At 38.7% G+C, this 24684-nt stretch carries 23 protein-coding genes and 1 pseudogene; 2 read left to right on the forward strand and 22 right to left on the reverse strand.

The features are described 5' to 3' along the window. Nucleotides 1-69 precede the first annotated feature (69 nt). From ACFSUF_RS12070 to ACFSUF_RS12105, 8 genes are all read right to left on the reverse strand, one after another. The gene (locus ACFSUF_RS12070; RefSeq protein ID WP_377603167.1) at nt 70-657 is read right to left on the reverse strand and encodes a hypothetical protein; all 588 of its coding nucleotides are present in this window, start codon (nt 655-657) and stop codon (nt 70-72) included. A 151-nt stretch (nt 658-808) separates the two neighbouring features. After that, on the reverse strand, nt 809-1075 hold the full coding sequence (locus ACFSUF_RS12075; protein ID WP_377603168.1) for a hypothetical protein: 267 nt from the start codon (nt 1073-1075) through the stop codon (nt 809-811). Nucleotides 1076-1167: 92 nt separating this feature from the next. Further along, nucleotides 1168-1785 carry a hypothetical protein gene (locus ACFSUF_RS12080; RefSeq protein WP_377603169.1) on the reverse strand — a complete coding sequence of 206 codons (618 nt, stop codon included), beginning with the start codon at nt 1783-1785 and terminating at the stop codon, nt 1168-1170. Nucleotides 1786-2075: 290 nt separating this feature from the next. Further along, on the reverse strand, nt 2076-2459 hold the full coding sequence (locus ACFSUF_RS12085) for a VOC family protein (protein WP_377603170.1): 384 nt from the start codon (nt 2457-2459) through the stop codon (nt 2076-2078). Nucleotides 2460-2521: 62 nt separating this feature from the next. After that, a complete protein-coding gene (locus ACFSUF_RS12090) occupies nt 2522-2902 on the reverse strand; it encodes a VOC family protein (RefSeq protein WP_377603171.1) in 381 nt (126 codons plus the stop codon). A gap of 132 nt (nt 2903-3034) precedes the next feature. Then, nucleotides 3035-3595, reverse strand: coding sequence for a 2'-5' RNA ligase family protein (locus ACFSUF_RS12095; protein ID WP_377603172.1), 561 nt, complete (start codon nt 3593-3595; stop codon nt 3035-3037). Nucleotides 3596-3618: 23 nt separating this feature from the next. Beyond that, on the reverse strand, nt 3619-4245 hold the full coding sequence (locus ACFSUF_RS12100) for a Type 1 glutamine amidotransferase-like domain-containing protein (protein WP_377603173.1): 627 nt from the start codon (nt 4243-4245) through the stop codon (nt 3619-3621). A gap of 441 nt (nt 4246-4686) precedes the next feature. Further along, entirely contained in the window at nt 4687-4848 is a 162-nt protein-coding gene (locus ACFSUF_RS12105; RefSeq protein ID WP_377603174.1) for a nucleotidyltransferase domain-containing protein, read from the reverse strand. A gap of 307 nt (nt 4849-5155) precedes the next feature. On the opposite strand from ACFSUF_RS12105, the gene ACFSUF_RS12110 reads away from it, so the two are divergent. After that, nucleotides 5156-7135, forward strand: coding sequence for a restriction endonuclease (locus tag ACFSUF_RS12110; RefSeq protein WP_377603175.1), 1980 nt, complete (start codon nt 5156-5158; stop codon nt 7133-7135). Nucleotides 7136-7927: 792 nt separating this feature from the next. Here the strand turns inward: ACFSUF_RS12110 and ACFSUF_RS12115 are convergent. From ACFSUF_RS12115 to ACFSUF_RS12165, 11 genes and pseudogenes are all read right to left on the reverse strand, one after another. Beyond that, nucleotides 7928-8303, reverse strand: a pseudogene (locus ACFSUF_RS12115) (restriction endonuclease). Next, a complete protein-coding gene (locus tag ACFSUF_RS12120) occupies nt 8234-8545 on the reverse strand; it encodes a hypothetical protein (RefSeq protein WP_377603907.1) in 312 nt (103 codons plus the stop codon). Before ACFSUF_RS12120 ends, ACFSUF_RS12115 begins: the two are co-directional and overlap by 70 nt. Before the next feature lie 517 nt (nt 8546-9062). Continuing rightward, on the reverse strand, nt 9063-10418 hold the full coding sequence (locus tag ACFSUF_RS12125) for an HNH endonuclease (RefSeq protein WP_377603176.1): 1356 nt from the start codon (nt 10416-10418) through the stop codon (nt 9063-9065). A 160-nt stretch (nt 10419-10578) separates the two neighbouring features. Further along, complete coding sequence (locus ACFSUF_RS12130; RefSeq protein ID WP_377603177.1) at nt 10579-10860, reverse strand: hypothetical protein; 282 nt, start codon at nt 10858-10860, stop codon at nt 10579-10581. 511 nt (nt 10861-11371) lie between these two features. After that, complete coding sequence (locus ACFSUF_RS12135; RefSeq protein WP_377603178.1) at nt 11372-11899, reverse strand: hypothetical protein; 528 nt, start codon at nt 11897-11899, stop codon at nt 11372-11374. Between the two features lie 134 nt (nt 11900-12033). Then, nucleotides 12034-12522 carry an NUDIX hydrolase gene (locus ACFSUF_RS12140; RefSeq protein WP_377603179.1) on the reverse strand — a complete coding sequence of 163 codons (489 nt, stop codon included), beginning with the start codon at nt 12520-12522 and terminating at the stop codon, nt 12034-12036. Then, entirely contained in the window at nt 12470-13081 is a 612-nt protein-coding gene (locus tag ACFSUF_RS12145) for a GrpB family protein (RefSeq protein ID WP_377603180.1), read from the reverse strand. The genes ACFSUF_RS12140 and ACFSUF_RS12145 overlap by 53 nt, the downstream gene beginning before the upstream one ends. 425 nt (nt 13082-13506) lie before the next feature. Further along, complete coding sequence (locus tag ACFSUF_RS12150) at nt 13507-14082, reverse strand: hypothetical protein (RefSeq protein WP_377603181.1); 576 nt, start codon at nt 14080-14082, stop codon at nt 13507-13509. 381 nt (nt 14083-14463) lie between these two features. Continuing rightward, a complete protein-coding gene (locus ACFSUF_RS12155) occupies nt 14464-14949 on the reverse strand; it encodes a hypothetical protein (protein WP_377603182.1) in 486 nt (161 codons plus the stop codon). A gap of 233 nt (nt 14950-15182) precedes the next feature. Beyond that, nucleotides 15183-16676, reverse strand: a complete 1494-nt coding sequence (locus tag ACFSUF_RS12160) for a zinc-ribbon domain-containing protein (RefSeq protein ID WP_377603183.1) — start codon at nt 16674-16676, stop codon at nt 15183-15185. 134 nt (nt 16677-16810) lie between these two features. Beyond that, a complete protein-coding gene (locus ACFSUF_RS12165; RefSeq protein ID WP_377603184.1) occupies nt 16811-17545 on the reverse strand; it encodes a hypothetical protein in 735 nt (244 codons plus the stop codon). 494 nt (nt 17546-18039) lie between these two features. Here ACFSUF_RS12165 and ACFSUF_RS12170 point away from each other — a divergent pair, with 494 nt between their 5' ends. Next, a complete protein-coding gene (locus tag ACFSUF_RS12170; RefSeq protein WP_377603185.1) occupies nt 18040-18513 on the forward strand; it encodes a hypothetical protein in 474 nt (157 codons plus the stop codon). Between the two features lie 465 nt (nt 18514-18978). Here the strand turns inward: ACFSUF_RS12170 and ACFSUF_RS12175 are convergent, their stop codons facing one another. Genes ACFSUF_RS12175 through ACFSUF_RS12185 form a run of 3 tightly spaced genes read right to left on the reverse strand, consistent with a single transcriptional unit; the run spans nt 18979 to nt 24089 of the window. Further along, nucleotides 18979-20844, reverse strand: coding sequence for a hypothetical protein (locus ACFSUF_RS12175; protein ID WP_377603186.1), 1866 nt, complete (start codon nt 20842-20844; stop codon nt 18979-18981). Then, complete coding sequence (locus ACFSUF_RS12180) at nt 20828-22834, reverse strand: McrB family protein (protein ID WP_377603187.1); 2007 nt, start codon at nt 22832-22834, stop codon at nt 20828-20830. Before ACFSUF_RS12180 ends, ACFSUF_RS12175 begins: the two co-directional genes overlap by 17 nt. Nucleotide 22835: 1 nt before the next feature. Beyond that, entirely contained in the window at nt 22836-24089 is a 1254-nt protein-coding gene (locus ACFSUF_RS12185; RefSeq protein WP_377603188.1) for a hypothetical protein, read from the reverse strand. Between the last annotated feature and the right edge of the window lie 595 nt (nt 24090-24684).

Consider the following 24684-nt stretch of genomic DNA (forward strand, 5'->3'; position numbering starts at 1 on the left):
GTAAAGGCATTTAACTAGGGTCTCATCATTCATTATTTAATTCTCCTTAAATTCAGCTAAAGTGTCCCGTTAGTTCAGCGACAAACCTCTTTTAATTTGTAACCAATACTTGAATTTCTCTTCGGAATTTACGTTATCTTCTATAACTGCATTATAAATGTCTACACTAAAGAATTTTTTGCGGTATAAGGGATGATTGTATACACTATTCTTTAACTTCAAAATAGCCATTCGTTGTACCACATTTATCTGGAATTTCAATTTCTCGATCTCTTGTTGCTTTTGTTCGAATTCCTTGGAAGAAATCGCCCAGACATCTACTTTCCAAGCGTTTGTATTAAAATCTGCATAACAGCCCCAATAGTACCCCTTCGGTAAGTGTTCTGTATGCCCGATAAACTCATTACGATAATTCATCTTAGCAGGTTTAATACATAATGAAACTTCCTTACCTAATTCAAAAAATGTTTCTTCATTCATTTTATCGCTTGCTAAATAAATATCTAAATCTCTCCATGTCATTAACTGCAGGAAGTAGCTGCCGCTTATAAATACATCCCCGTACTTTTCCAATTTTCGAATTAAACCTTTTTCGTATAGGAGCCCATCTGCCTCTGTCATAATTAAGGAATTGAGTGCTTCCAGCTCAGAATTCATCTTTTTACCTCCAACTGCTTAATTTGGGTTCAACATCCTACCTTGCATCGACTTTGGAATGTAATCTGCCCGTTACCTCAATGCAAACCAGGGAGCAGTTGCCGGGAGGAGAACCTGGTTATTCCACCTTTTGGCTTTGTCTTAAAGAGAATTAACCTTTTTTACTGGATAATCTCTTATAAACAAAGACTATTGGAAACCACAAAAATATGGCGTGCGTGAGTCCGATAAACGATGCAATCAATACGGAAGCTGGAACGCTTATCATACCCGCTTTAACGCCACTTACAATTACTTTTTCGCCGCTTTGAATAACTACTTTATTCGTAAAGAAAGAGGTTATCAGCAAACAGATACCGACAATCAAACCAAAAACTGTATATACTAAAACTGTTTTTCGTATGACTGATTTAAACATCTCAAATTTTTACTCCTTTTGGTTGGTTGATTTCAGCGAATAGGTACATATTTAACTATCGTTTCCCGTTAGCTCAAATCATGTACGATTTTCTAAGCACCGAAGAGATTTTCAATATATTCAAAGTTTTCCTTTAATGTTTTACTGCCATCTACTTGTAATACATTTAACTGTAACTTAGATGCTGTATTCTGCACAAATACAGAAAAGAGTGCATCCCGTGACATCCAATTGTTAAAAGCCATTTTGGGATTTTCAGTGTTTCGTAATATATCATGTATCCAAACCCTTTTGGCATATTGTTCTCTTTGGAATCTCTCAGTTGGAATAATCCAGACAGCCTTATGATGTTCGCCTAAATGAGCTGATACAAGAGAAGGTAATAGTTGATTGCCTTCAACAACACAAGGCTTATCTGTTCTCTTTGCAAGGTCATTTATGACAAACGAAAAGTCCTCAACAAAAGATTGTATATATAAACTTAGCTGTTCTTGGACCTCCCTTGCATAGAAAGCTTCATTATGGCTCATCGTAGAAACTTTATGCATTGCTGGATACTCAGTAGATGAAACATTTTTTAAATGTCTATCAAAATGTTCATCACAAGAATAAAGTTTAACTCCATGCTCTTCTGCATACATCCTTGCTATTGTACTTTTACCTGCACATGATGAGCCACCTATCCAATAAACAACTTGATTTCTAAGCAATTAATTCCCACCTCAAATGTTTTAACAACCACTGTCCCTCAATTCCTTTTTCCAGCCAACGAAACTCATTATGTATTCAATAGATGATGTGAACCCTTTTTAGATGTTCTCATTCCATAACGTTCCACGTTAAACTGCCCTTTAGCGTAACGAGGCTGCCATACAATTTCGTGGCAGCCTCGTCAGTTTCCTTTATTTTACTATCGTTCCCAGTTAGTTGAATCTATTCAGCTTTGTTATTCATTAAACAAGTGCATCGTCGTTTCGGTAGTATCAAATTAGCCAATTATTCAAGGAATTGGTTGCCAAACGTCAAATCGATTACCATTCAAATCGTAGAATCTAAAATTTTTTCGATTTTCATCATACGTTTTAAGTTCCGATACCGAAACCCCCCGTTCTTTTAACGTTTTATATGTCTCTTCAATATTATCTGATTTAAATGACAGCAAATGCATTTCATAGTTTTTACCTTCCCAATGGTCTGTTTTATAAGTAAGTTTCACATCTTCTTCGCTATCAACTGTCACTAACATTATCGCAGGTCCTTTACCGAGATCGAAGCAAATACCATTCCAATGAAAACCTAGTTTCTCTTGATACCACTTTATGGTTTCCTCAATATCTAAGACAGGCAGATACAAAATGTCCATGTAGCCAACAACGTTTTTCATATTAAACCTCCATTTTTATGTTCTTTATGATCCAGCAGTCGCTTAAAGTAATTTATTCCTCGTTAGCTCAGCAAGGACATTTGTATTGCCATTAATCTGTTGCCGTCAGGATCTTCAAAAATAACAATATTGTTTTCTAATTTCTCGTTATGAATGACAATCTCGGATTCCTTTAGAAACTGGAGTGTCTGCCGAATATCATCTGTCTTAAAAAACATTAGCGGCTGGGGAGCTGGAGCCGCGCCATTATTGGAATCCAGCAGAATTTCGGTTCCTTCGAAATGTAGCGTATAAACCGTAGAAAGCCGCCCCTCTATGTAATCTTCGTTGTATGGTAAATCAAACACGCGGCAATACCAATCAACTGCCCGCTTCATATCTGAAACGTGGATAAAGATCGAGCCTACTCGTTTTTCAAGCCTGCTTCCTGCCATTGTTTCCATTCAATGTCCCTCTCCTTTTAAAAGGAAAATAAACCCACATTTAGCATAGCGAATATATGTTCCCTTGTAAAGAGTTAGTTCATAACGTTTACTTTACTATCCTGCCCGTTAGCTTAACGAGGCCCCCTCCCTTTAGTTTAACACTTTAGAATATATTGTTTTGCTGCTGACACAGACTCCATTGTTAAACTCTAATTTAGCTATACCGATTTCGATTATTTCGCCTCTCAAAGGTTGGAATCTGTGTAGGCAATGCTCAAGAGCAAATATTAAATTTTCTTTGTTTAATCTTGTAGCTAAAGTACAATGTGGAGTCCAATTGTCTTGATTATTATATCCATTGTAGTTATCGAAATTATTATATTGTCTGAGGGCGTTACAGTAGTGAACGTGACTATTCAAAAGCTGGGAGCTCATTGTAGGTGAAAGAAAAAGTGTCCCCGATGTAGGGAATATAGAGATGGCATCAAATTTCACATCTATTGGCTGCATTTCATTGGTTGCGATTTCAAATTGAGTTATAAACTGTTCAATTGGGATTTCTGAATTGTATACTGCGATAGTAATATGTGGTCTTAGTTCTTCAATATCAGCCATAAATGAGGAAATGTTTTTTGTCTTTAATTCAGTCCACGTATCTTTTACATAACGTTCGATATCATTATCGAAGAAAAACTCAACTGCGTAACTCATGCATTTCCTCCCCACGTCTCTGCTCATTCAATTACAATTACCTCTCCATCTTTCAAGGTCTTAAATAAGATCTTGTTTTCGATTAAGTAGTCTACTACCTTCTCGATATCCTCAGACTCTGGATGATCGGATCTGTAATGTGGAGCAATAGAGTAATCCAAAATATTTAACCCGTCCCAAATCGTGCTGTGTTGTTCGCCATATGGTTTCTGTTTTGGATCATCTACGAGTTGAAGTCCTTTTAATGTTGGTCCAAGAATACATATGCCTGCGCTATATCCTCCATAAACGATCTGTTTTCCTATTCTGTGATATTGCTTTATAATTTCATCAAAGCCGCTAAGTTTCATTGCTTGTGCTAAAACGAATGTATTTCCGCCTCTTGTCCATATGACGTCATAACCTTCAAGTTTTTTTTCCAACTCTATAGATTTATAGAAATATTCCCTTAAGTCTAATATTTCTATATGAAATCCTAGTCGCTCAAGGTCGGAAACGTCTATTGCATCACTTTGCTTTCTTCTTTCCAAATCGGTTGCAAAATCCAACGCATTGTTTATAAAAGCAACCTTTTTATTTCCGTTCTCTGTCAGTCGTTTTAATGCTACTTCTTCATTTCCAATTTTAAACGAGGATAAATAGTATTTCATGATGGAATCCCTCCCCTTGTCTAAATAATTATTAGTATTAGTTTAATTATGCAGTTTAAGGGAATTCAAGTGAAGTGAATGGAGGGATATATTCAAATTATCCTGCCCGTTAGCCATTCATGCACACCCAGTTCCGCACCACAGAACCATGAAAGTTAATCCGTTCTTTCATAGTAGGTTTAAATAAAGGCTGCTGATCAATTAGATCAGCAGCCTTCACTTTGTTATTGAGCTATAGTTCCCAGTTAGTTCAACCTTTCTAACCAAACGTGACCTTGAAGATACCCCCTCTCAAGAGCCCATCTTAGCCATTGCTTCTGCTCTAAACTAAAACATGGTTTGTCCAATCGCTTCAAGATTAACTCGCTCCTCATTTGCCGCGAAACAAAATAGATTTCTCTTTTTCAAACTTCTCATCTTGTTTTTTATTAAGTTCCTGGACTACTCCACCACCACAAGCCGGAAACACTCGCACCCTGAATTTAACATCATTTCAACAATCAAATTTCTATCTTCCCAAAAAACAGCAATATCTAAATCTTTATGAATTCTGGTCTTTCTGCCTACAAACAAATCAATAGCAGCACCACCACATCTTTTCATTGAAAGCCTAGATCAATTGTTGTTCAGGATAGGATTTTTGAAAGTTATGTCATCAGGTTCTAAACCTGATATGTGGAGTCACTATTCAATCGGCTCGCCTACATGCTTGTGTACTAGGCGTGTTATAAGGTTACGACATTTTCCACGTATGTCCCCATAAATTTAAGGTTGCTCGACATCGGAATCGCTTTTAGATTCATATATAAAGTGGAATCTGATAGGCACATAGGTAAAAATATTAACATTTTGAAACATAGATTTCGATATTATCTTTATGCAGTTACTATACGATAAAGAGGCGTATAACATGTACAGAAGTTCATTAGTAGTCGGTGAGGTTTTATACCAGAATGAAAAGGCCTATATGGAATTGCAGGATATGGATGTCCTACTAACATATAACTCTACCAGAAATACGACAATACCCTTGCTTGATATTTACAGATCTACAGATGTTCACATTAGTTACAAGATTCCCGAAACCAATGAACTGCTAACAACCGCTTTTGAATCTACCTCTGAAAATATAGAAGTTAGTAAATCAAAATGGTCGAACTTTTTGGGGGAGATCAAATGGTCGCATTTCGTTTCTTGGAGGAAGCTAAGAAATTCTATTGTAGTCGCCAGTACAAATAATTCGCTAGTTATTCAACTCCCCAAGGTATTAAGCAAATCCATGACAACCTTTATACAGCAGAAGGCATGGGATAATATACGATGCAGGGTATTATTTGTGGAAGAGAACAGATGGCAACGCATATGCCAATACGAACTTAAATATTCTTGTAAGGTCTCCATTGGTGGCTTTAGTATTGATTGCTCATTTCAGCAATACGCGGAAATTGTTCCTTATGTTTATAATGTACGGTCACTGGTAGCGAAAAAGATGGATGCTAAGTATCAAGAATACCTTATGCGGGAACAAGCGATGGTAAAGGGACATTTAATTGAGCTAAGAAGCGGGCTCAGAGAGTATTTGAGGTCTAGCATCATTGTACGGGATTTCACGATATCTATATTAAATAACGGAGAATTATTAAAGAAAATTGAAACCTCCTTTCAGTTAATGATTACAACGTTGCAACAAAAGGCCTTTCGTATCGACGGGAAAACCGATAAGAGCTTCACTGAGATTACCTTCAGCGACGGCAAAGAATTTCATAAACTGGTTATGTATGCTCGTGATGGAGAGTCCTTTATGGACTTTTATGATAATTATCTCTATAACAAACGGAAAAATGAAGAGGCGCGATTTCATATTGAAGTGGCAAACATGGCAAGCAAACTTAAGTCAATGGAAACTGTAATGGCATTTGTGGAACCAATGGTAGCCAGAGTTTTCGCTCCAGTTTTTATGAATACCCTGGCTATTACAAGTTTTGAAGAAACGCTGCAAACTGAGACGATTCCAAGCTACGGAATGCTTTCTCGCGGAATGACAGATGTTCAAATTGCTTGGTCTCATTCTGCCCTTATATATACTGAAAAGTTCCTTCCCTTTGTAAAGCTGATAGAATCTAAGACCCCAATAAAAAGCATTAATCCCTTTGGGGCTGAAGATGCAATTCACAATTATGCAAACTTACATGCAATATGGCAGGTATTATGGGAATCTGCAATTCCGTACTTTTCCAGTATGTGCGCGAAGTTATTGCCATTAACTTTAGATGGTATGTACTCGGACCAGCCGTTTTTCGCTGTCTGTTACGAAACCATTCAGGAAAAGGTGCCTTCCTTCACTCAAGATCAAATATTAATGCTTATGTCATATTACTTTATGAGCACGAACAGGGTGCCTTCATATATGGAGTACAATGTCTTAAACTGTTATAAATTATTGGAACGAGAGTACTCTGTTTATCGCCAACATAAGGATGCAATATTGCTTGAAAAGGAACTGTTTATGCAACAAGGTGAAAATCGTGAAACTTTAAAAATTGAAGATACTGATCTGATGTCAGGAAGCCAATTTGAGGAGTTTATCGCGAGATTGTTGCGACAAATGGGTTTTTCCGTTTCTATAACGAAAGCCTCAGGAGATCAAGGTGTCGATCTTATCGCTACCAAATCGAATGTTAAGTATGGGATACAGGCTAAGTGTTATTCTAACAATGTTTCTAATAAAGCTGTACAAGAAGTTGTGGGAGGTTTGGCATATTACGGATTGACTAGTGGCTGGGTTATCACTAATAGCTATTTCACTCAATCAGCTCGAGAATTAGCTGTGGCAAATAAAATTGTGCTTTGGGACCGTGATGTGCTAGAGGAAAAAATGGCACAACTTTAGGATAAAGACCACCCGAAAGGGTGGTCTTTGGCATTATTAATTTAAAACTATTGTCATCTCATTAAAAAGTCGTGTTACGCCTCTCACCTTCTTAAAACCTCTCTTACCTAAAGCCACAGTGCTTCACAGCCATTCCAGCTCTCCTCCCCCCTGCTAATTCCTGGAGCAATTAAACTCGTGCTTCGAACAGAGTAAATACAGAGGATTGGACGGAAAAGATCAGTGTCCAAAAGCAACTAAAGTTCCCAGTTAGTTCAATTGCGGCGTCTCCTGGACTAGCTCGGTAACTGCAGCTTCGGGCGGCCTCGTATCCGTTACGGTGGACGTTTTCCCTGCAGTCTACAAACGAAACTACCGCAACAAATAAATATTTGTTGATAAAAGTTGCATTGTCGAGTTATCATAACAGGAACAAATGCTCCTGTCATGAGGTGCAAGGATGCGGAAACGTGACAGAAGATCACCATTGATTTGGCTGCTGTAAGAAAGAAATGCGCGAGGAAGGCATAAAGGTCTACCTGACGACTAGGGACCACTTGGAGATCCGGCATATGTATAAGATTAATGGAGGCTACCAGGGGCATATCGGGTTTATGTGGGGCTATCTAGGGGCGGAGGTACAGCAGCGGCTGAAGTACTATTTAACACCCGCAAAAATTTTTTCCATTTAGTTATTTGCAATTAGCATTATACATGATAAGATTAGAACAAATCCGGAAGCACCGGTAAATGAGAAGTCCATGGGGACGCGCCCCTGGGCTTTTTTTATTTAGGAAAACAAAGAACCTGTACTTATAGTACAGGTTTTGAAGCCGCTTCCGTTTTAGGCTGAGCGGTTTTTGTATTTATTTTGAGCATCATTTCAATAAGCTCATCACGTTTAACGAGTCTTACCTTGGTCGACTTGGCTAATTTATACGCCTGCTGCGTGTAGTCACTATTTGAGACGACCCATGCCTCAGATGCCCCATAGTGCATGATTGCTGTATGAGCTTCCTGGACAGCCTTCAGACCGACATAATTTGAGTATCGCTTAGCCTGGACGACGATCTTTTTACCATCCTTTGATATCGGCACCAAAATCACCGGCTGTCTTAGTCACCTCTGTCCGGTACCCCTGGGCTTTAAAGAGCTGCCCCAGATATTGTTCGAACTGCCGCCCATCCATCTTGTCGACATCAGCGATCCCGGATCTCCGTAGGCGCTCATTCTTAGCATTTGGACTGCCAATTTAATTGAGAGAGCAATACCGAATGCGGTGCCCATAGCAGTAAATCCAATCGGGAAAGAATTCGTTCCAGCATACGTTAGGAAGAATACAGCTGCTGAAAACGAACCTACAATCTCAATGAACAAGTCACCTTTCCTTCTTTTTCTCCTCTTACGCTTAGGCTCAGCAACCGATTCCATCGGCCACCTCTCTTTAATTTTTAATTATTCTACCCTTTAGCTTAATAAGGTTGCCATTGGCAGTCTCGTTAGTTTCCTTTATTAAGCTCACGTGTCCCGATAGTTTAATAGATCATTTATAATGATCTCTAATAAATCAGGTCATCCCTAGTTTCAATGACTTGTACTTCACAATAAACTCTATACTTATTTAGGACGGTATAAACGTCATCTTGTCCCATAATTTGATTGTTCTCATCAAAATATTGCATTGAGCCACCCAATATATATAAAGTTATAACCTCTTCATTTTCTGTTATAAGGGTATGAATGTCACCTGGCGGCTCATATATAAAGGTTTCCGGTACAGCAACCCTCGCCCTTCGTATCTCCATTTCACCTGAAGCAATCATTTCCTTCGAGAAGCCCGTGCTAACAATGCACGGGCTAATGACATTTATGTTCCAACTCAATGACATTTTATATTCCAACTAGCGACATTTAAACTTACAACTCACACTCTAGATGAAATTGACCTTTAATTATTAATCTTTGTTACAGTATAAGTATGACTATTAATATAAATTGTATCCCCTTCTACAACATTCACAAGAGCTAATTGAAAATTATTCATAAATTCTCTTAGATGAAAAACCTCTAGCTGCACATCAAATGTCTCACTAGTGTGAATATCTTGAATCCTTATCAACTTTCCATAATTCAACTCCTGTTGAGATATAGCTTCTTCTTTGTAAATTTTTTTCGATTTACTCAAATTATCATTACCGAAAATATGTTTATTGTGATAATCAATATATTTTTGAGCAATAGAATGCTTAATTATTAGTTTTTTTTCATTAATTGGATGATTAGAATTTTTGTGGATGATTCGCTTTTCATTAATGAGTATAGTTATTGAGCCACGATCAAACATAGCGTGATGGTTGGGGCAGAGGACAATCATATTTTCAACCACATCTGCTCCCTGATGCAAGCCTCCAAGTGGCCTTATATGATGAACCTCAGACATGAACTGATTATTACCTAATTCCAATCGTTCCCCACAAACCTGGCAAGTATCTTCGTACAATTGCTTTAAATGATTCACAATCGGGGTAATTCTATTTACTTTATTTGTTATTAAAGTAAGTCGTTTAGGGTTCTCAACTCCAATATTTTTTATATCATCAAGTGTTTTATTTATAATTTTTTTTGAATCGGAATAAACCGACTCGGGTTTTATTTTTGAACTATTATAATCAACTATGTTTTCGCTTTCTATTATGAGTGCACTATTACTTGGAAGTTCTATTGAATCATTTATGCTTGGATGCACAATAGTTATTAATTTATTAACATATTCTTCCTTTTTGGGAACAATCCCATCATTTATGTCATCAAAAAAGCTGGCTTGAATGTTTTTAGGTATTATTAGTTTATTTTGTCTTACAGTTAAAAAATCTGTATTTTTCTTAAAGTACTTCTCTAGTACCGAAAATGAGTATGGTTTTAATTTATTTAATATGGAATCTATCCTTTGTTGATCTTGTGAAGAGAGAGTTACTTCACCAATAAAATTTTTAACAAAAGTAACATCTGTAAACGTTAAATACGAGGAAGTATATGTTGTATTTAATAAAGACTGATCAGTTTTATACTTCATTTGACTAGGCATAGGTGATTTGAAGTAACTTGACTGGTAATGACTAGGTATTATAAATAACTCCCTACCGTTTTTAATTTCTGTCTTAATCCCATTTGCAATTGCAATCTTTTTAAATTCTTTGTGCTCATAAGACATTATTACAGAATAAATTTCACTTATCCTCGCACGGTCTTTTTTTCCGCCAGAGTTCCCTTTAAATAAAAAATTACCTATAATTCTTTCGTACATTCAACTTCTCTCCCACTACAATCTTTAGGCTATCGCGGCAGCCTTGTATTTTTTTCAATTGAGCCGTCGTCTCTCATCTATTCACCCAGTTATACTTTACGAACCGCGAACCAGAGTTGGATATAGTTTAGGCCGTCTTTGGCGCCATACATTTCGAACTCTATACCATCCACCTGCTCATAGCCAGCTGTCGGGAGCCATTCGGTGTAAAAACGTTTTTACAGCGTTTCGATCGTCTCTCCGAACTGATCCACTGATGCGGCTCCCATGGGAAGATTGCCCACGTATGCGCGGGAATAGTCACTGTGTACCCGTCCGTATTGCTGACTTCGTCTTTGAAGGCAAACAGCATGTACGGGAATGTATCCGGTCCTGTCTTCCGGTAACTGCATACCGCATGCACGGAATGCAAATCGCCTGCACACGCTTCAAGCCGCTTCACGTCGCCGTTCTCAATGCTCTGCTCCCACAGCTTCGCAGGTGTCTGCGGTACTCCCCACCCCCGTCGACTCGGAATACGCCTTCAATGCCGAACACTTCGAGTGAAAGCTTCCGGAGGTATGTGGTGAAGCGTGCAGCAGAACAACAAAAAAGGAGCGAAACCTCCCCCCTTCTGTTCCCGCATGGCTTTCGGTTGCCGAATCCGACTGTACCAAGCCTTTTCTGTCCAAAGAATGAATAATCCATTGGTGAGATCCTGCGAATAAGCGAGCATTCGTTAGAATACTACATTGTACCGAGGGAGTTTAATCTATTGATATCCTTCAACTAATTGATAAAATCTAATACCACCTTTTTCTGTTTAAAGCTATCAGAATGTCATTTCGCTCTTTGACACGGAATATCTTTGTTCCACTTCCATTTTATTTGCCGTTCCGTTTTAAAAATCGTTACCATCATTACTTTGGTGACTGATTTTTAATTGTAAATAACATTTAGATTTTGCATAGCCCTTATCTTAAAGAAACTTGATACTCTTCACCATTATTAAATTGTATTATCAAGGTATCGTGATTTTTAACGGTTAGATTGTAATTACTGTGATGTAGACTTCTACGTCTAAATGTGTTGTTTTGGGATAATCTTAACTTATCATTTGTACGTCGATATAAAAAGCGAGATTCTTGAATAAAAAATGTAACCATTTCTTGTTTTTCAACTGTAACAAAAGCAATCATATGTAAATCCGATTCATGAAAATCATACATAATAGAATTTGAAAAAACCCAGATGATGGGTAACATTATAAATATACAAAAAAGTGTATAAGCTCCATATATAAATATACTGATGGGTGGTCTAATATTTATTATAATTAGAACAATAATACCTAATACGAATATTGAAATAGTTTTAACTAAGACATCTTCTGTAATCAATCCTATAAAAATATAACGACCGAAAACATAGTTTAAAAGGAATATAATAAGAAGAGTAATAAGATATATCGTAATTACACGGCAAATTTTTTTTAATATCATCTTAACCCCCTTCTTAGATCCATCTATTATATCTGAGGTTTTTTTGAGTGTTTAGTATGATGATGTAAATTAGTTTGTGTATGATACTCCAGTAACAGCCTCATAAGTTTCCTTTATATAACTTTTGTGTCCTGTTAGCTTAAAGATCTGTAGTCATATGAACTTCTACTAACTGGGAACGTCTTCGTACGAAACCAATCGGCCGCTTGCTGCACCAACGGTGATGAATTTCTCGGTGTAACATCATTGATCGAAATCCAGTCATAACCATTAGAGTCTTGTCCTTCGAACTGAACCACGGAACCCCCTATTTTTCCAGAGACAATAATAACTTCATATAAAATCGCAATATGATGCACATACTCAGTAGAGTTATCCTGTAACGTCCATAACACAGAAAAATCACAAACACCAATATTGTTGAGTTCTTCGACTTTGAATCCTGTTTCTTCGTTAAACTCCCTTTTTAAGCCTTCCTCTAAGGACTCCGATACTTCTAGTCGCCCCCCAGGCAAGTCAAATTGTCCGACATAAGGGCCTAAACTTTTTCGAATAACTAGAATTTTCTCGTTAACCATACATATTCCGTAAACCCCTATGTGGCGATAAAACTTTTCCTCCATTGAATTTAATCCCCCTATTTTCGTCGCAGGTATGTGTTGAGCAATCGTGTCCCGTTAGCGCAGCGCTACTAGCTACCTTAGCCCATTCAGTTGCTTGCCTGTCAATTTCAAGTCCCAACTTATCCTTTCCCTTAATATATGACGAAATATCATTAGGGAATTTAGCTGCCAGTTCAACTTTGAGGTCTCCATAACTTTTGGCTACTTTCGAATGTGTTCTTAAATAATCTCGAAAAGCAAGGTGCCGCTGAATTTGTGGATTTCCAATGGCGTAAATGTGTATGTGATGAGTCCGATTAATGCCGCCTTTAGTAAAATAACGTCTTCCATCTATTCCGTTTTCACCTTTTGGCTCATAACCTCGGTTGAGCAGTTTCTCATTATATTCGTCTACTATACAGATATCTTTGACAACAGGCATCAAGTCAATTATTGGCTTAGCACTCAACCCTGGGACAGATGTACTCCCTATATGATGTATTTCAATAATCTCCGAACCAATAATTAACCGAAGGTTTTCTGCCTCTTCCTCAAATTTTAAAACCCCAAAGAGGGTCATAAGAAAGAATCTCTACTTTCCTCATCTTCTTATCCTATCCAATCGCTTCGTCATATGAACTAGCTATATATATAATTCGTTACCCTACCCTTTAGCGTAACGAGGCTGCCATACAAATTCGTGGCAGCCTCGATTATTTCCTTTATTTAACTATCGTGTCCCGTTAGCGGAATATCAGGGTTATAAACCTATGATATGGTTCTCCAGGCATCTGTAACGACAAGTTTTAAAGCCATCCTTACTGGGATGCTGGGAAGGCTTTAATTGACTACACTTTTCGTACCGCAAACCATAATTCGATATAATTGAGGCCGTCTTTCACGCCATAACTCATATTCCTTTCCAACACAACCCTCATCTCGAACTGAAAAACAAATAAATAAAGAGACGGCATTTGCACCGGCTCTTTATTTATCACGATTCATTTATGATGCTCCAACGACAGCCGCCACAATCGGTCCTTCAACATAATCGGGACAGACAGCCTTCACATCTTCGATATCGACGGTGCGGAAATTTTTGCCCTCTTTCTTAACGTATCCGATGCTCTTGTTCTTGATGGCAGTTGCAACTCTTCCAGGCTTAGGAATCCAAATCCATTTCTTGAACCGATTCTTCTCCTTGTCAAACCAGCCAACCAGCATATATGGCATGGAATGAAGCTTACAAAACTCAGTTTCACGAATCGGGATGTTTCTCCAATAATACATGAGGAACCGCTCCGATACAATGTACTTCATCTCTTGCACATCCAAGTCAGGAAAGAACTCGAGTGCTGTAACAATACAGTCTACACCCAACTCGCAATCCAGCACTTTTCTCCTGATTTTCCTTGCTTCCGTGAGGCTCGAAATATCCCCGGTGTTTGTTGTACACTCAATCGTCACCAATTTAGAGTTGATGGAATTGAAGAGCACCGGGTATATCTCTCGCTTTGCGACTTCGTGCGCCCTGTTTGACTTATCACAGTTTTCTTTAAATTCTTCCTCGCTCGTTCTCATAGAGCATTTCCTCCTGTTTTGCTGGGAAGCGCAAAAAACCTCTCAGCATCACAGGTCGGATTACGATGTCCCTGTTAGCCAAGGGGCATCGCATCCCTATGCTTTTTTGTCGTACGCTCTAATATATGCACAAGCTGAATTTATAATGTCTGCTGTTAAAAAATTTCAGCGCTTTTTCATTTCTGGCCCCAATCGCACGAATAGCCTCCGCTTTAACGGAGTTGTAAAATTTGGATTAGAATCTAATGCAAGTCCGTTCTAGGTTTTAAAATGATGGCTCTGTTATCGTTGAATGTTGATTTTCGAGCAAAAGAAAACCACCTCGCGTTAAGGTTGTGATTAAACTATCGTGTCCCGATAGCTTAATGTAGGCTAATAAACTTACATCTTTTGAATTGCCATTTCAATTTGTTTATTAAATTGCGCATTCTTCGAATTGTCTACGGTTCCTTGATGCCAATACAGAATAAGAACATTTTTGTATTCATAAATCCTTGGTATTTGCATATCATACTTTGCTTTTTGATGATTGAAATCATTTAGACCTTCTTGTCGATCTGTTTCTGAATTGAAAATGTATAATGAAATGTACTCTTTATTAACTTCTTTTACATTTGGTCGGAACACAAAAAACCTGTTTGCATTAACGTTATTCAATACCCAATCATTTTTCAGTTCCTCTTTCTGCATTTCAATTCCCTCAGTTTTTAAAGCGTCTGTCACTTTACTCAAAGTAAGATTGTTTTCGTTATCCGTCACGAGTTTCTCTTTATCTTTTACATTCACTTGCTCATTTCCCGTTTGATAAGAAAAACATCCAGTTAGAATGAAGCAGATGGCTATTAGTGTAATCATCATTTTCTTCATAATAATCCCCCCTTTTTATCATTTATCGACGTTCGAATATGAAAAAAGGTTTCCAAAATAAGGTGATGCGATTATGCTAACCGTTAGCCTAACGAGGCTGCCATACAAATTCGGGGCAGCCTCGTTAGTTTTCTTTATTGAGCTATCAGTGTCCCGTTAGTTTAATAAAGTTCTGATAATCAAGTTTGCCGTGATATTAGGGCCGTATAGGTGCTGTTTAGCTGCTGTATAGGTTACTTTCTTCGGTTCTTGCACCTTGGACACCAAGTTCCATTCTTGATATTATTTGGTTTTGCCGGCCATTCGTGACCTCGGCCGCATCTCCAAATCAAATGTGTCTGACTATTAATATAAATTTCTGACAAACACTCCCCTCCACGTTGATGGGCCAGTTCATGCATTTCCTCTATAGTATCCTTTCGGCCTTCAGCACGTTTTTTGGTCGAACATATCTTACACCATCTCCCACTCCTTACATCAGAAGCTGTAGCTTTCCATGTATGACCCTTTTCGCATTGCCAAAGAAGATGCATTTGACTGTTGATATACTCTTTAGATAGACACATACCATTCCGCTGCCGAGCAGTTTCATGAATGTCAGCCATTGTTAGTGGCTGATTGCCAGCACACTTCCCGCACCACTGACCACTAGTAATATCATTTGGTTTAGCTTCCCACTCATGACCAAATTTGCAGCGCCACGGAACTGGGGTCTTGTTATTTATATACGAAGTCGCGAGACACTTACCACCGTGTTTCTTTGCCAAGTCCCTTAGCTTATTCAAAGGTTCTAACCCTTCATAAAACGAACTAAGATTTACCTTATTGGTGACTAAAGGAACATCTAGTAGTTTTAGATGCTCCCTAGTAAATTGGATGAGTTCATCGTCAGAGTGAGAGGCAGTATAGGGGATCGCAATCAATCGAATACCGATCGCAACACACATTGCTTCCTTCTTGCGGTCAACTTCTTGCCGCTCAAGAAATTGACCATAGAATTTATGAAAGTGTTCTAGAAACTGATAATGCTGAATTCCGTGGTACTCGAAGGCTAGCTTCAAATTCTCATTATACCCATCCAATTCATATGGCTTTATGATTTTCTTATTTTTAATGAAAGCTTGTCCGGTTAATTCTTGAATGATGATCCGGCATTTATCCTCTGTCGTAAGTCGGCAGTTTGTGCACCAAGAGCCGTTTTTTATAGAATTCGGCTTGGTAAACCACCGGTGACCATTATGGCATTCCCATTCCAGCTCTGTATGGGCATTCGTATAATCAGTAGAAAGGCATCTGCCTTTCCTTGCTTCAGCCAGTTGCTGCATCTCTTCTATACCTGCTCGAGCACCTATTGCTCTCTGTAGAATGGAACACTTTGAGCACCATTTTCCACTTTTGATAGCCACTGGAGCCCGTTCAAAAACATGACTCTCACTGCACAGCCATTTCAGCTTAGTGCCGGTGTTTAAATAATGCTCGGATAGGCACTTCCCGCCCTTGGCTTGTGCTAGCTCCCTCATTTGATCAATGGTTGATTTTTGACCACCGGCGCAGATTCTACACCAGGAGCTAAACTTGACTTTGGCGGGTACAGCGTCCCATGTATGACGATTAGAACATTCCCATGTGAGTTTAGTTTTGCTGTTGATATATTTATCCGACAGGCAGCGACCGCCTCGTACTCCAGCTAACTTGTGCATGTCTTCTATCGTTTGCTTTTTGGTCATTTTCAGTGTTCCCCGCTTGCTTATGAATTAGCGACTGCAGGCTGTGTAATTGAACTATCGTGTCCCGTTAGTTCAATAAAAGGCACACCAAATTGCGGCACCATCATTTGTAGGCTTTTGACGTTTGCGAATATTCAATACTTGTAAATTTTTTTAACTTTACGTATCTTTCTTTTTTTGGGGAGTATAAGTATACGTTTTTCATCCACTCTCCACTTATAATCAGGATATTCTTTTTTGTAAAATTGTATTGCTATACGAGCAAAGTCGCGGAAAGATTCGTCGTTCCATAGACCAATAATATAGTTTTTGTCTTCTTTTTTTAAGTAGGTGTTGTTATTACCGGTATCAATGATATCTCTTAAATAAGGATCGAGCTTGATTCTGTTATCTTTGTCACTGTGACCATGAGGAATTGATGGGAAGTAGTCTCTATCAGCCTGATGAAATACCCACTTAGACTTGATTACCTTACTTGGGGCATCCGTTATAAAATCAAGCTTGTCTTCATCTCTATTTTCCCCTCCAGGTGTGGGAAGAGTTCTATCACTAACACAATCGTTGCTATCCTGATTAGTATTTTGATTAGTTATTTTCTCTCTTTTTTCCTCTGAAGGAAAGTCGCGTTTCTTCATTTGCTCTAGTAATTCTTTAAGTTCTTCACCTTCATCATTATCAAACAAGTTACAGATCAGCTTATACCCTCTAACCATTTGAAAAAGCTCTGCGTGCAATGTACTGAGAGGATGAATCATATTTTTAAGTTCAACCAACCTCTCTAAGTACTCCCAATTAGATAGCCACCCCGATTGCATAGCAGTATTTGTGAAATCAAGGAAATCTTTCGCGGCATCCCTATTTAGATACATTTGTTGCCCCCCATATCGCAGATGTGAAAAACAAATTTGTTTTATCCCGATAATTTATATATTTTGCCTTTAATACTAAGTAGTATAGCGCTAAACGGCCCGTTAGCTTAATGCCTACGGCAAGTCTACAACTTTATTTTTACTGAACACTTCACACATGCTCCTGTACTGGTTCAACAGCTCATAGAACTTGATGTTATAAATGACAAGAACTTTATCCCATACTCGAGAACAACGACCTTGGCGATGATTTTTCTATAGTCAATATATTATTGATGTGACGAGGATTCTGGTGGATAACCGAGTATTCGCCCTTCTATCTCATGACGTGTATAGTCATGCAAATCCGGACGTTCATGATCACTAACTCCGGTGATTCACCATATCAACGGCAGCGTAGTTTGGGCCCAATTTTAATGTCGATTCTCATGCGGTTGGGCTGAATAAGTATAGGGTAAGTGGTCAAAACTGGTTCCTAAAGATGGAGGTGTATAATGAAACGCAAAAACATTTGGTCTACTGAGGATGATAAACAATTAACAGAGATAGTTTTTAGATATCTTAGAAATAGAAGCACGCAGCTTAAGGCCTTTGAAGAGGCAGCAGAGTTACTTGGCCGGACTAAGGCTGCTTGCGGATTTCGATGGAATAGTTTCTTAAGAACACAGCATGCTGAAACGCTCGTGACGCTAATAGGTGACACGAAAGGAAGACGTAGAACTAAACCAGTAGCCGCATACCTGCACTGTGATACCAATACTGAAGGTGACAACAAGCCACTTACTAAAGTCTTTACTTATATTAAAGAACTTGAGCAAACGATTGCAAATCAACAGAAAGAGATAGAGCATCTTCGCAATCAGGTGAAGCACGATGGCGACCGGTATATCGCTAGCGAGGATTTACAGACCCTGATGAAAATCATTACTCAAGCCCGAAGGAATGGCTATCTAAATCAAGCGAATTAACAAGAGGACCATGCTGCGACATGGTCCTCTTACATGACTTATTAGAGATTCCCACTTTTACGTCCTATTAATGATTTTGTCTTACTTGAGTTATGCGTAATTTAATAGAATTCGAGCTTTGCCAAGATATCCAACAAAATTTTCTGTTCTCAAGAACTTGATGTCATAAATGACAAGAACTTTATCCCATTCCCGATAGGCCTCGGCATGCAACAATTCTATGCTTAACCGTTACTAGTCCATCATCCTTATTCTCGAGAAGAAATCGATTATGATCCTTACGGGACTGCATACTTGAAGAACCGAGTAACCAATAAACATGGTTGGTTTATCACGAATAAGGTCATATATCTAATTTAAGCCGAGCATTATAAGTAGTTTCTCACTGTGAAATCGTTTTATGAAGTTTTGCCTAATTTTAAATGGGAAACACTTTGTCCCCCATTACTTACGGCTCAGCTAAAATTATAACGAAAGCTCACAATCATTTGTAAGCCAATCAAGCAAAAACTCTTGCAATTCAGCAAGACCTATAAAATGTTCATTCTCATCAGGACACAATCTGATGTAGGTAAGTGAGTGCTTATTGATTTTAGTCTCGTTACCCCCAAATCCGGCAAAAAGACAGCAAACCCTGTCAACGACTGTTTTTCTGCTGCTTGTGTGCTGAATGGATAAATAAGAGTTTAGCTGTGTAAAGGGTTTAATAGGAATACCAGGTCGGAACAAGTACCGGAAACTAGAAAGTTTTGCGTCGAAGACGATACTGTTTTTACTGTATTCGCTTCCGTCTGATGTTTTATGATGATAATCAATCCGGATGTCTGGCCACCGATGCTCACTCATGGAATAGAACCCATCACTATCTACAGTGTCATCAGGTGAATAAGGCAGCAGCTTGCCATAATGAACATGCAGTTCCCCCACTTCATTTTCCAATATAAAGCGAGATCCCTCTGGAATACCTTGGTTTAAAAAGCTCGAAATATGGTCCGGGAAACCTACACGAGGTCTAAATCCAATTTCTTTAAGTGATTTCATTACTTGCAGCAAGGAATAATATTCATAAATACGCCAGGTCGGCCATGGTATGGCTTTATACTGCCTCGCATCGCCTTCTTGCTTCTTAATCTGCTGCCCTATGCTATATAGTTCATCCAGAAGGTGATAGTAACGATTCTTAAGAATTGGTTTATTCTCTGTCGTTCGAACTTTGTTAAAAGAGTTGGAGCTGAGCAGAAATCCAAAGGAACCAGCTATCCCCTTTATCTCGTGATCCCATTTTTTCAATGACCCTAGCCACTTCTGTAATTTCTCAATCTGAACCCGGGAAGTATGGAATAAACTGCTTTCTCCTTTTTTAAAACCCTCCGGGACATCACGAAGTTGTTTGATTTCATCAAGCTTCCTTATCGATGCATTCATTCTTGCCTTATGATTCTGGATTTCCTTTTCAGTGCTCTCCATGTCTTCACGAATTTGAATCAAGATAACCAACAAGTCGTTCTTCCAATGCTGAATAACCGACTTCATCCATTGGTTCTGAGGATTGTCCGAATGCAATTGCTTACGCCGGTTAAGATAATATAATTGTGGGTTCGTTCCCTGATTTAGTTTAGCCCCCGTGGCGTTGTTCCATCGTTCTGCTTTTGAATCCTGAATACCAAGCCGCGATGACACAACGTGCACTGTTCTTATCTCTTTATACCAATATTTCCTGATGTACTCAATGCACGCCATAATGGACTGTTTATTCGTTTGTAGCCAGCGTGCATAGTCGTGATACCATTTTGAAGGTGAAGTATCCAAATGATCCTCAGAGAAGGTCCGCTGACTCATTACGAGCTCACTACAGATGCCTGAAACTTCATTTTCCAATAGCTGATGTATCCGTGTAACTTGTCCGAGTGTAAGGTTATTTGGCAGACATTGAATGCCCGAAAAATACGTTCTACCGTCCACTGTTACTTTAATGGTGTAATATCCCATCCTCCAAGGATATTCTGTGGAGTCTGATGTTTGAGATGATTCTCGTGAAAAAATGACTTTAACTTGGCCAGGCGGTGAAGCTAAAAATATGATTGGTTGCTGATCGCCGTCCTCGTTAAAACGAGTAGTTTCGATCTGAACGGTAGCTTCCAATTGATTAATCTCATTAATTAAATAGTAGTCAAAGCCAATCGGCACCATCTCACGTACCTCTGGCAGCGCATTGCGATCCACTTCCGTTTCGTGGTCCCAAAATGTACGCAACTCACGCCGATCCCGATAATCCGAACCAAACACTAAATCAACGCGAAACGGTAAGGTGTCCCTATAATACGTAGCCATTACGCGTCAACTCTTTTGCTTTTTGTGTAAGATACTTACTGGAGAACTCGAAATCCCACTCTTCATCACGGAACATTGACACTAGATCCCCTTCTTGATATGTGCCTTTGTGGAAATCATACGTACCTATAAGCGATTCAATCTGTTCACGATGACCACGTATCTTTGTTAAGATCCGCTGCTTCACCTGGTAATCTAGAGCTCTTGTACGGCTTAGCAATGGCGCCCCTTTGTCATCGGTAGGGATATTGTCCAGATATTCGCTGATTCCCATCACAATTCGGAAAGATACTCCTGTTTGGGCATCAATATTACTGATACTCTCGTTCAATTTATCAAATAAGTCTAATTCTTCAGCTAATAGGCTTCTAATCCCATTTGATGACCTCGTCCACTGATTCCGATAAACATCACTTTTAATTTTGAAGTCTTTCGTCCATTTCGGCGCTTCTCCAATATAAGTTGTCTCTTTCACTTCGCGAAACTCTTTCTTCTGAAGGTGAATCACATTCGCACGGTCGAGTAGCCGTTTACTAAAATCCTTTGTTGTTTCGTCAAAATTAGCCGTCCCGACAAACAACACATTTTTTCCAACCTTGATACGATTAGGCAGCGAGCGATCGCGGCAAATCGAGTTCTCACTAAACAAAGTAAGGTATCGGTCTTCCTCGCCCATTTCGAGTAAGGAAATAAATGGGCTGAAGTAGTGTTCTACTTGGCCCAGATTCATTTCATCGAAGATTACCATAAACATACGGTCTTCGTTTTGAGCTGCTTTATTTAAAAAAGAAACTAGGCCGGTTTCTGATTCAGTATATATTCCAAGTTGTTGATTAAGATACCCAAGTATATCTGCCGGTTCAGTATAGGCAGGGCTAACTGGAACAATCAATATATCATCGTTTGACTTTAACCCTAAGGCATTGGCATATAAGGTTGCAAGACGTGTCTTTCCTGTTCCAGACATCCCACCAAGAATCGTTAAAAAGCCTGTCTTAAGTGCAATATGGAAATTGTAGAGGTCAGCCTCAACATAAGCCAAATCCCCTTTATCTGCTAGATAGCGAAGCTGGTTTAAGAATTCGTACTCATTCATGTTTGTACCGGATTCAGATGCGCGCTGGATCACTTCCGCTACTTCTTGGTTTATTACCTCTTCGATGACAGGTTGAGCGGAAACTTGAGATGACGCTGATGTCTCGATAACTACTGGTCTATTAATGCTGACTCCATTACTATCAAATAAATCACGCAATTCAGCTGCATAAACGTCCGGGATGAATGCTAGGTCACGATATATACCTTTCGTACGTTGATTCCAATCCTCTGGAAGTTGTATCTTTTTCACTTCATCTGGCATTTTACAGTAATATGTTGTACGTATGTTTGCAGAAGTGAGCATATCACTGTGAGGGATATGGTAAAGGTATCGATCACACACTAGAAACTCAGGAGTTTCCATTAAATTTGGGTAATCCAATAATCGGAAAGGTTTCAGGTCTGCTAAATGCGATTCAAATCGAATGGAAGATAAGTCTCTATCAACCCGTGGTACCGGAACATAGTGATCCGATTCAAGTGTGTCTCCAACCCAAACGAAGTCGAAGTTATAATGATACAGATCCGAACTGTTATTTCGCTCTTTGATCTTTGGTTTGAACAGAATCAATTTATTTTCAAGATGTTCATACAAGTGCTGTATTTTATTCTCTGTTTCATAATATTTTATTGACCGTAAGAAGGCCTGATTTCGATTGTCAAAGGTAATATAGATATCTTTTGGATCCTTATGAATAACGTTGGTCAATAACTTCGGTTCGGCAGAAATAGCTTGTATGTAAATGTTTATTAAGCCTGGAATATTATTTTCTGTAATGGCCTCTCTCGTTTGTCCTAAGCCTGGTATTCGCGCATCATAGGGATCTGCTAGCTTGCCAAGTAATATACAGTTGCTAATATCTCTAATATCGATCGGTGAGTTAATCGCCATTCTAATTCTCCTCCAACATAAAATTAATGATTTCTGCTATGTGCCTCATTTCCTCGTATCCCGTAACTTCTCTGTACTCTGCTCCAAACCTATTCATAAGTCCTACAAACTGAAACCAGTCATCAGTAGAGATGAAGTTGTTTCGAAGAACGAAAAAGCATGTATTTTTATACCTCTGATCCCATAATCGTTTTGAACCTATACTTGTAAGCGCATCTCTAGCAACCCCCTGGATATTAAAGAAAGTAGTAACGATACTGCTCGGATCATCCGTGACAATAAGGTAGTGACGGTCTTCAGGCTTAATTTCCCTCATATAGCGTTGAATACTATCTCTCCAATAGGATGCAGAATCATATTTCACCTTTATTTGTTCCAATTCGTTATTGGCTGCTTGATAAGCAGTTGTTGCCACCTCATTCTGACTCATCAACACCTCGAGTTGTTGCCTCAGTTGCGCTGCTTCTTTCTCGATCAACTCTAATTCACGTATTCGAGCATGGAGATTTTGATTCTCGCGAGCCTGTCCTTCAATTGTGGCTTTATTCTGTACGAAGTCCTTTTCCAAATCTGCATACTTCTTTGAATGGTAATCTCTAATAACTGCATCACATAGGCGTTTGTATTCGGGATTCTTGTAACGCTCGTCAGTTATAAGAAAAGAAAATAAAAGTTGGTATCGTTCCTTTTTCTTAGTTTTCAGTAACTCCGAAAGCAGCTCATCTTCATCATTGCAGAACTTAGTATCTTGAATTCCTAATACATCGCTCTGTATTACTGGTATTAAATCCTCAAAAGTTTCCCTACCTACAAGCTTGTCTAGCTTATTCAACACCGGCTCCGTGTCAACTAGTGCTTCCAAGGGGCTGAGCTCATTTGGTGCTGCAAGTAATTTAGGCAACAGTTCGATGTACTGATCTTCAAACATTGTATAGAACATACTGATTTGCTGATAAGGCCTTATTCTTGATTCCGCTTTCATTTTTAGAATTAGGTCATCTACAGATTCAGAAACAAGGTCCGGGTATTTGCCGATCAGATCTGCCCCAGATTTCTTGAAGAGTTCGTGTATGTGCATTTTTAAATGCTTCGAGCGGCGACCATTATTACTGAAACCTCGTGTAAGTACACCAACTACCTGCGTTTTAAGAACATTTGGGGTTCTCAAGTCTCGTGGAAATCCGGGAATTAACCTGGACAGCGGAAGATAATCTTTTGATCGTAATGTTCCAAGAAACCAGCTAAGCTCATCCAAAACAGCCCCTCCTATATTGAGTGAATTTCACTACTATTTTACCACATACTGGGCACATGGTAGCACTTATTTGAGCAGAACCCTCATAGAAACAACTTCTGATCGCGTAGTAGCCCCTTCTTCAGGAATGAGCTCAAGTTTTGTCAAAATCGGAAATGGGATAAGTTCTTGTCATTCAAATTTGGCTAGAACTTTATCCCATAAAACAAATAACAAAGATTTTCGCGACAGATAATATAAAGTTGTGTCACCCGACAACACCGAGTACCGTAATTTCCTTACGCGTCCATTTTCGTATAATTAAAGAACTATTAGCTGGTTTTAGTTGATTAATAAAATTAATGCGACAAAAACAAAAAATCCCCAACAATACGATTTACCCAGACAGCGAAAAAGTCTGGTTGCTCTGATTCAAAAGTCCATTTACCGTCTTTAGAACGAAACATAAAACGACTGAGATACCATAACTTTGCAGGAAAAATTATTAATAACTCCAAATACAATACAAAGAATTTCCTCCATCATATAGACGCCACATTTTTGATCTAACATGAATCACCGATAACAGTGCTTCAAATTTTCTATCCCGTTGATA

The organism is Paenibacillus gansuensis, assembly GCF_042684925.1.
GTDB classification, from domain to species: Bacteria; Bacillota; Bacilli; order Paenibacillales; family DY6; genus Paenibacillus_N; species Paenibacillus_N gansuensis.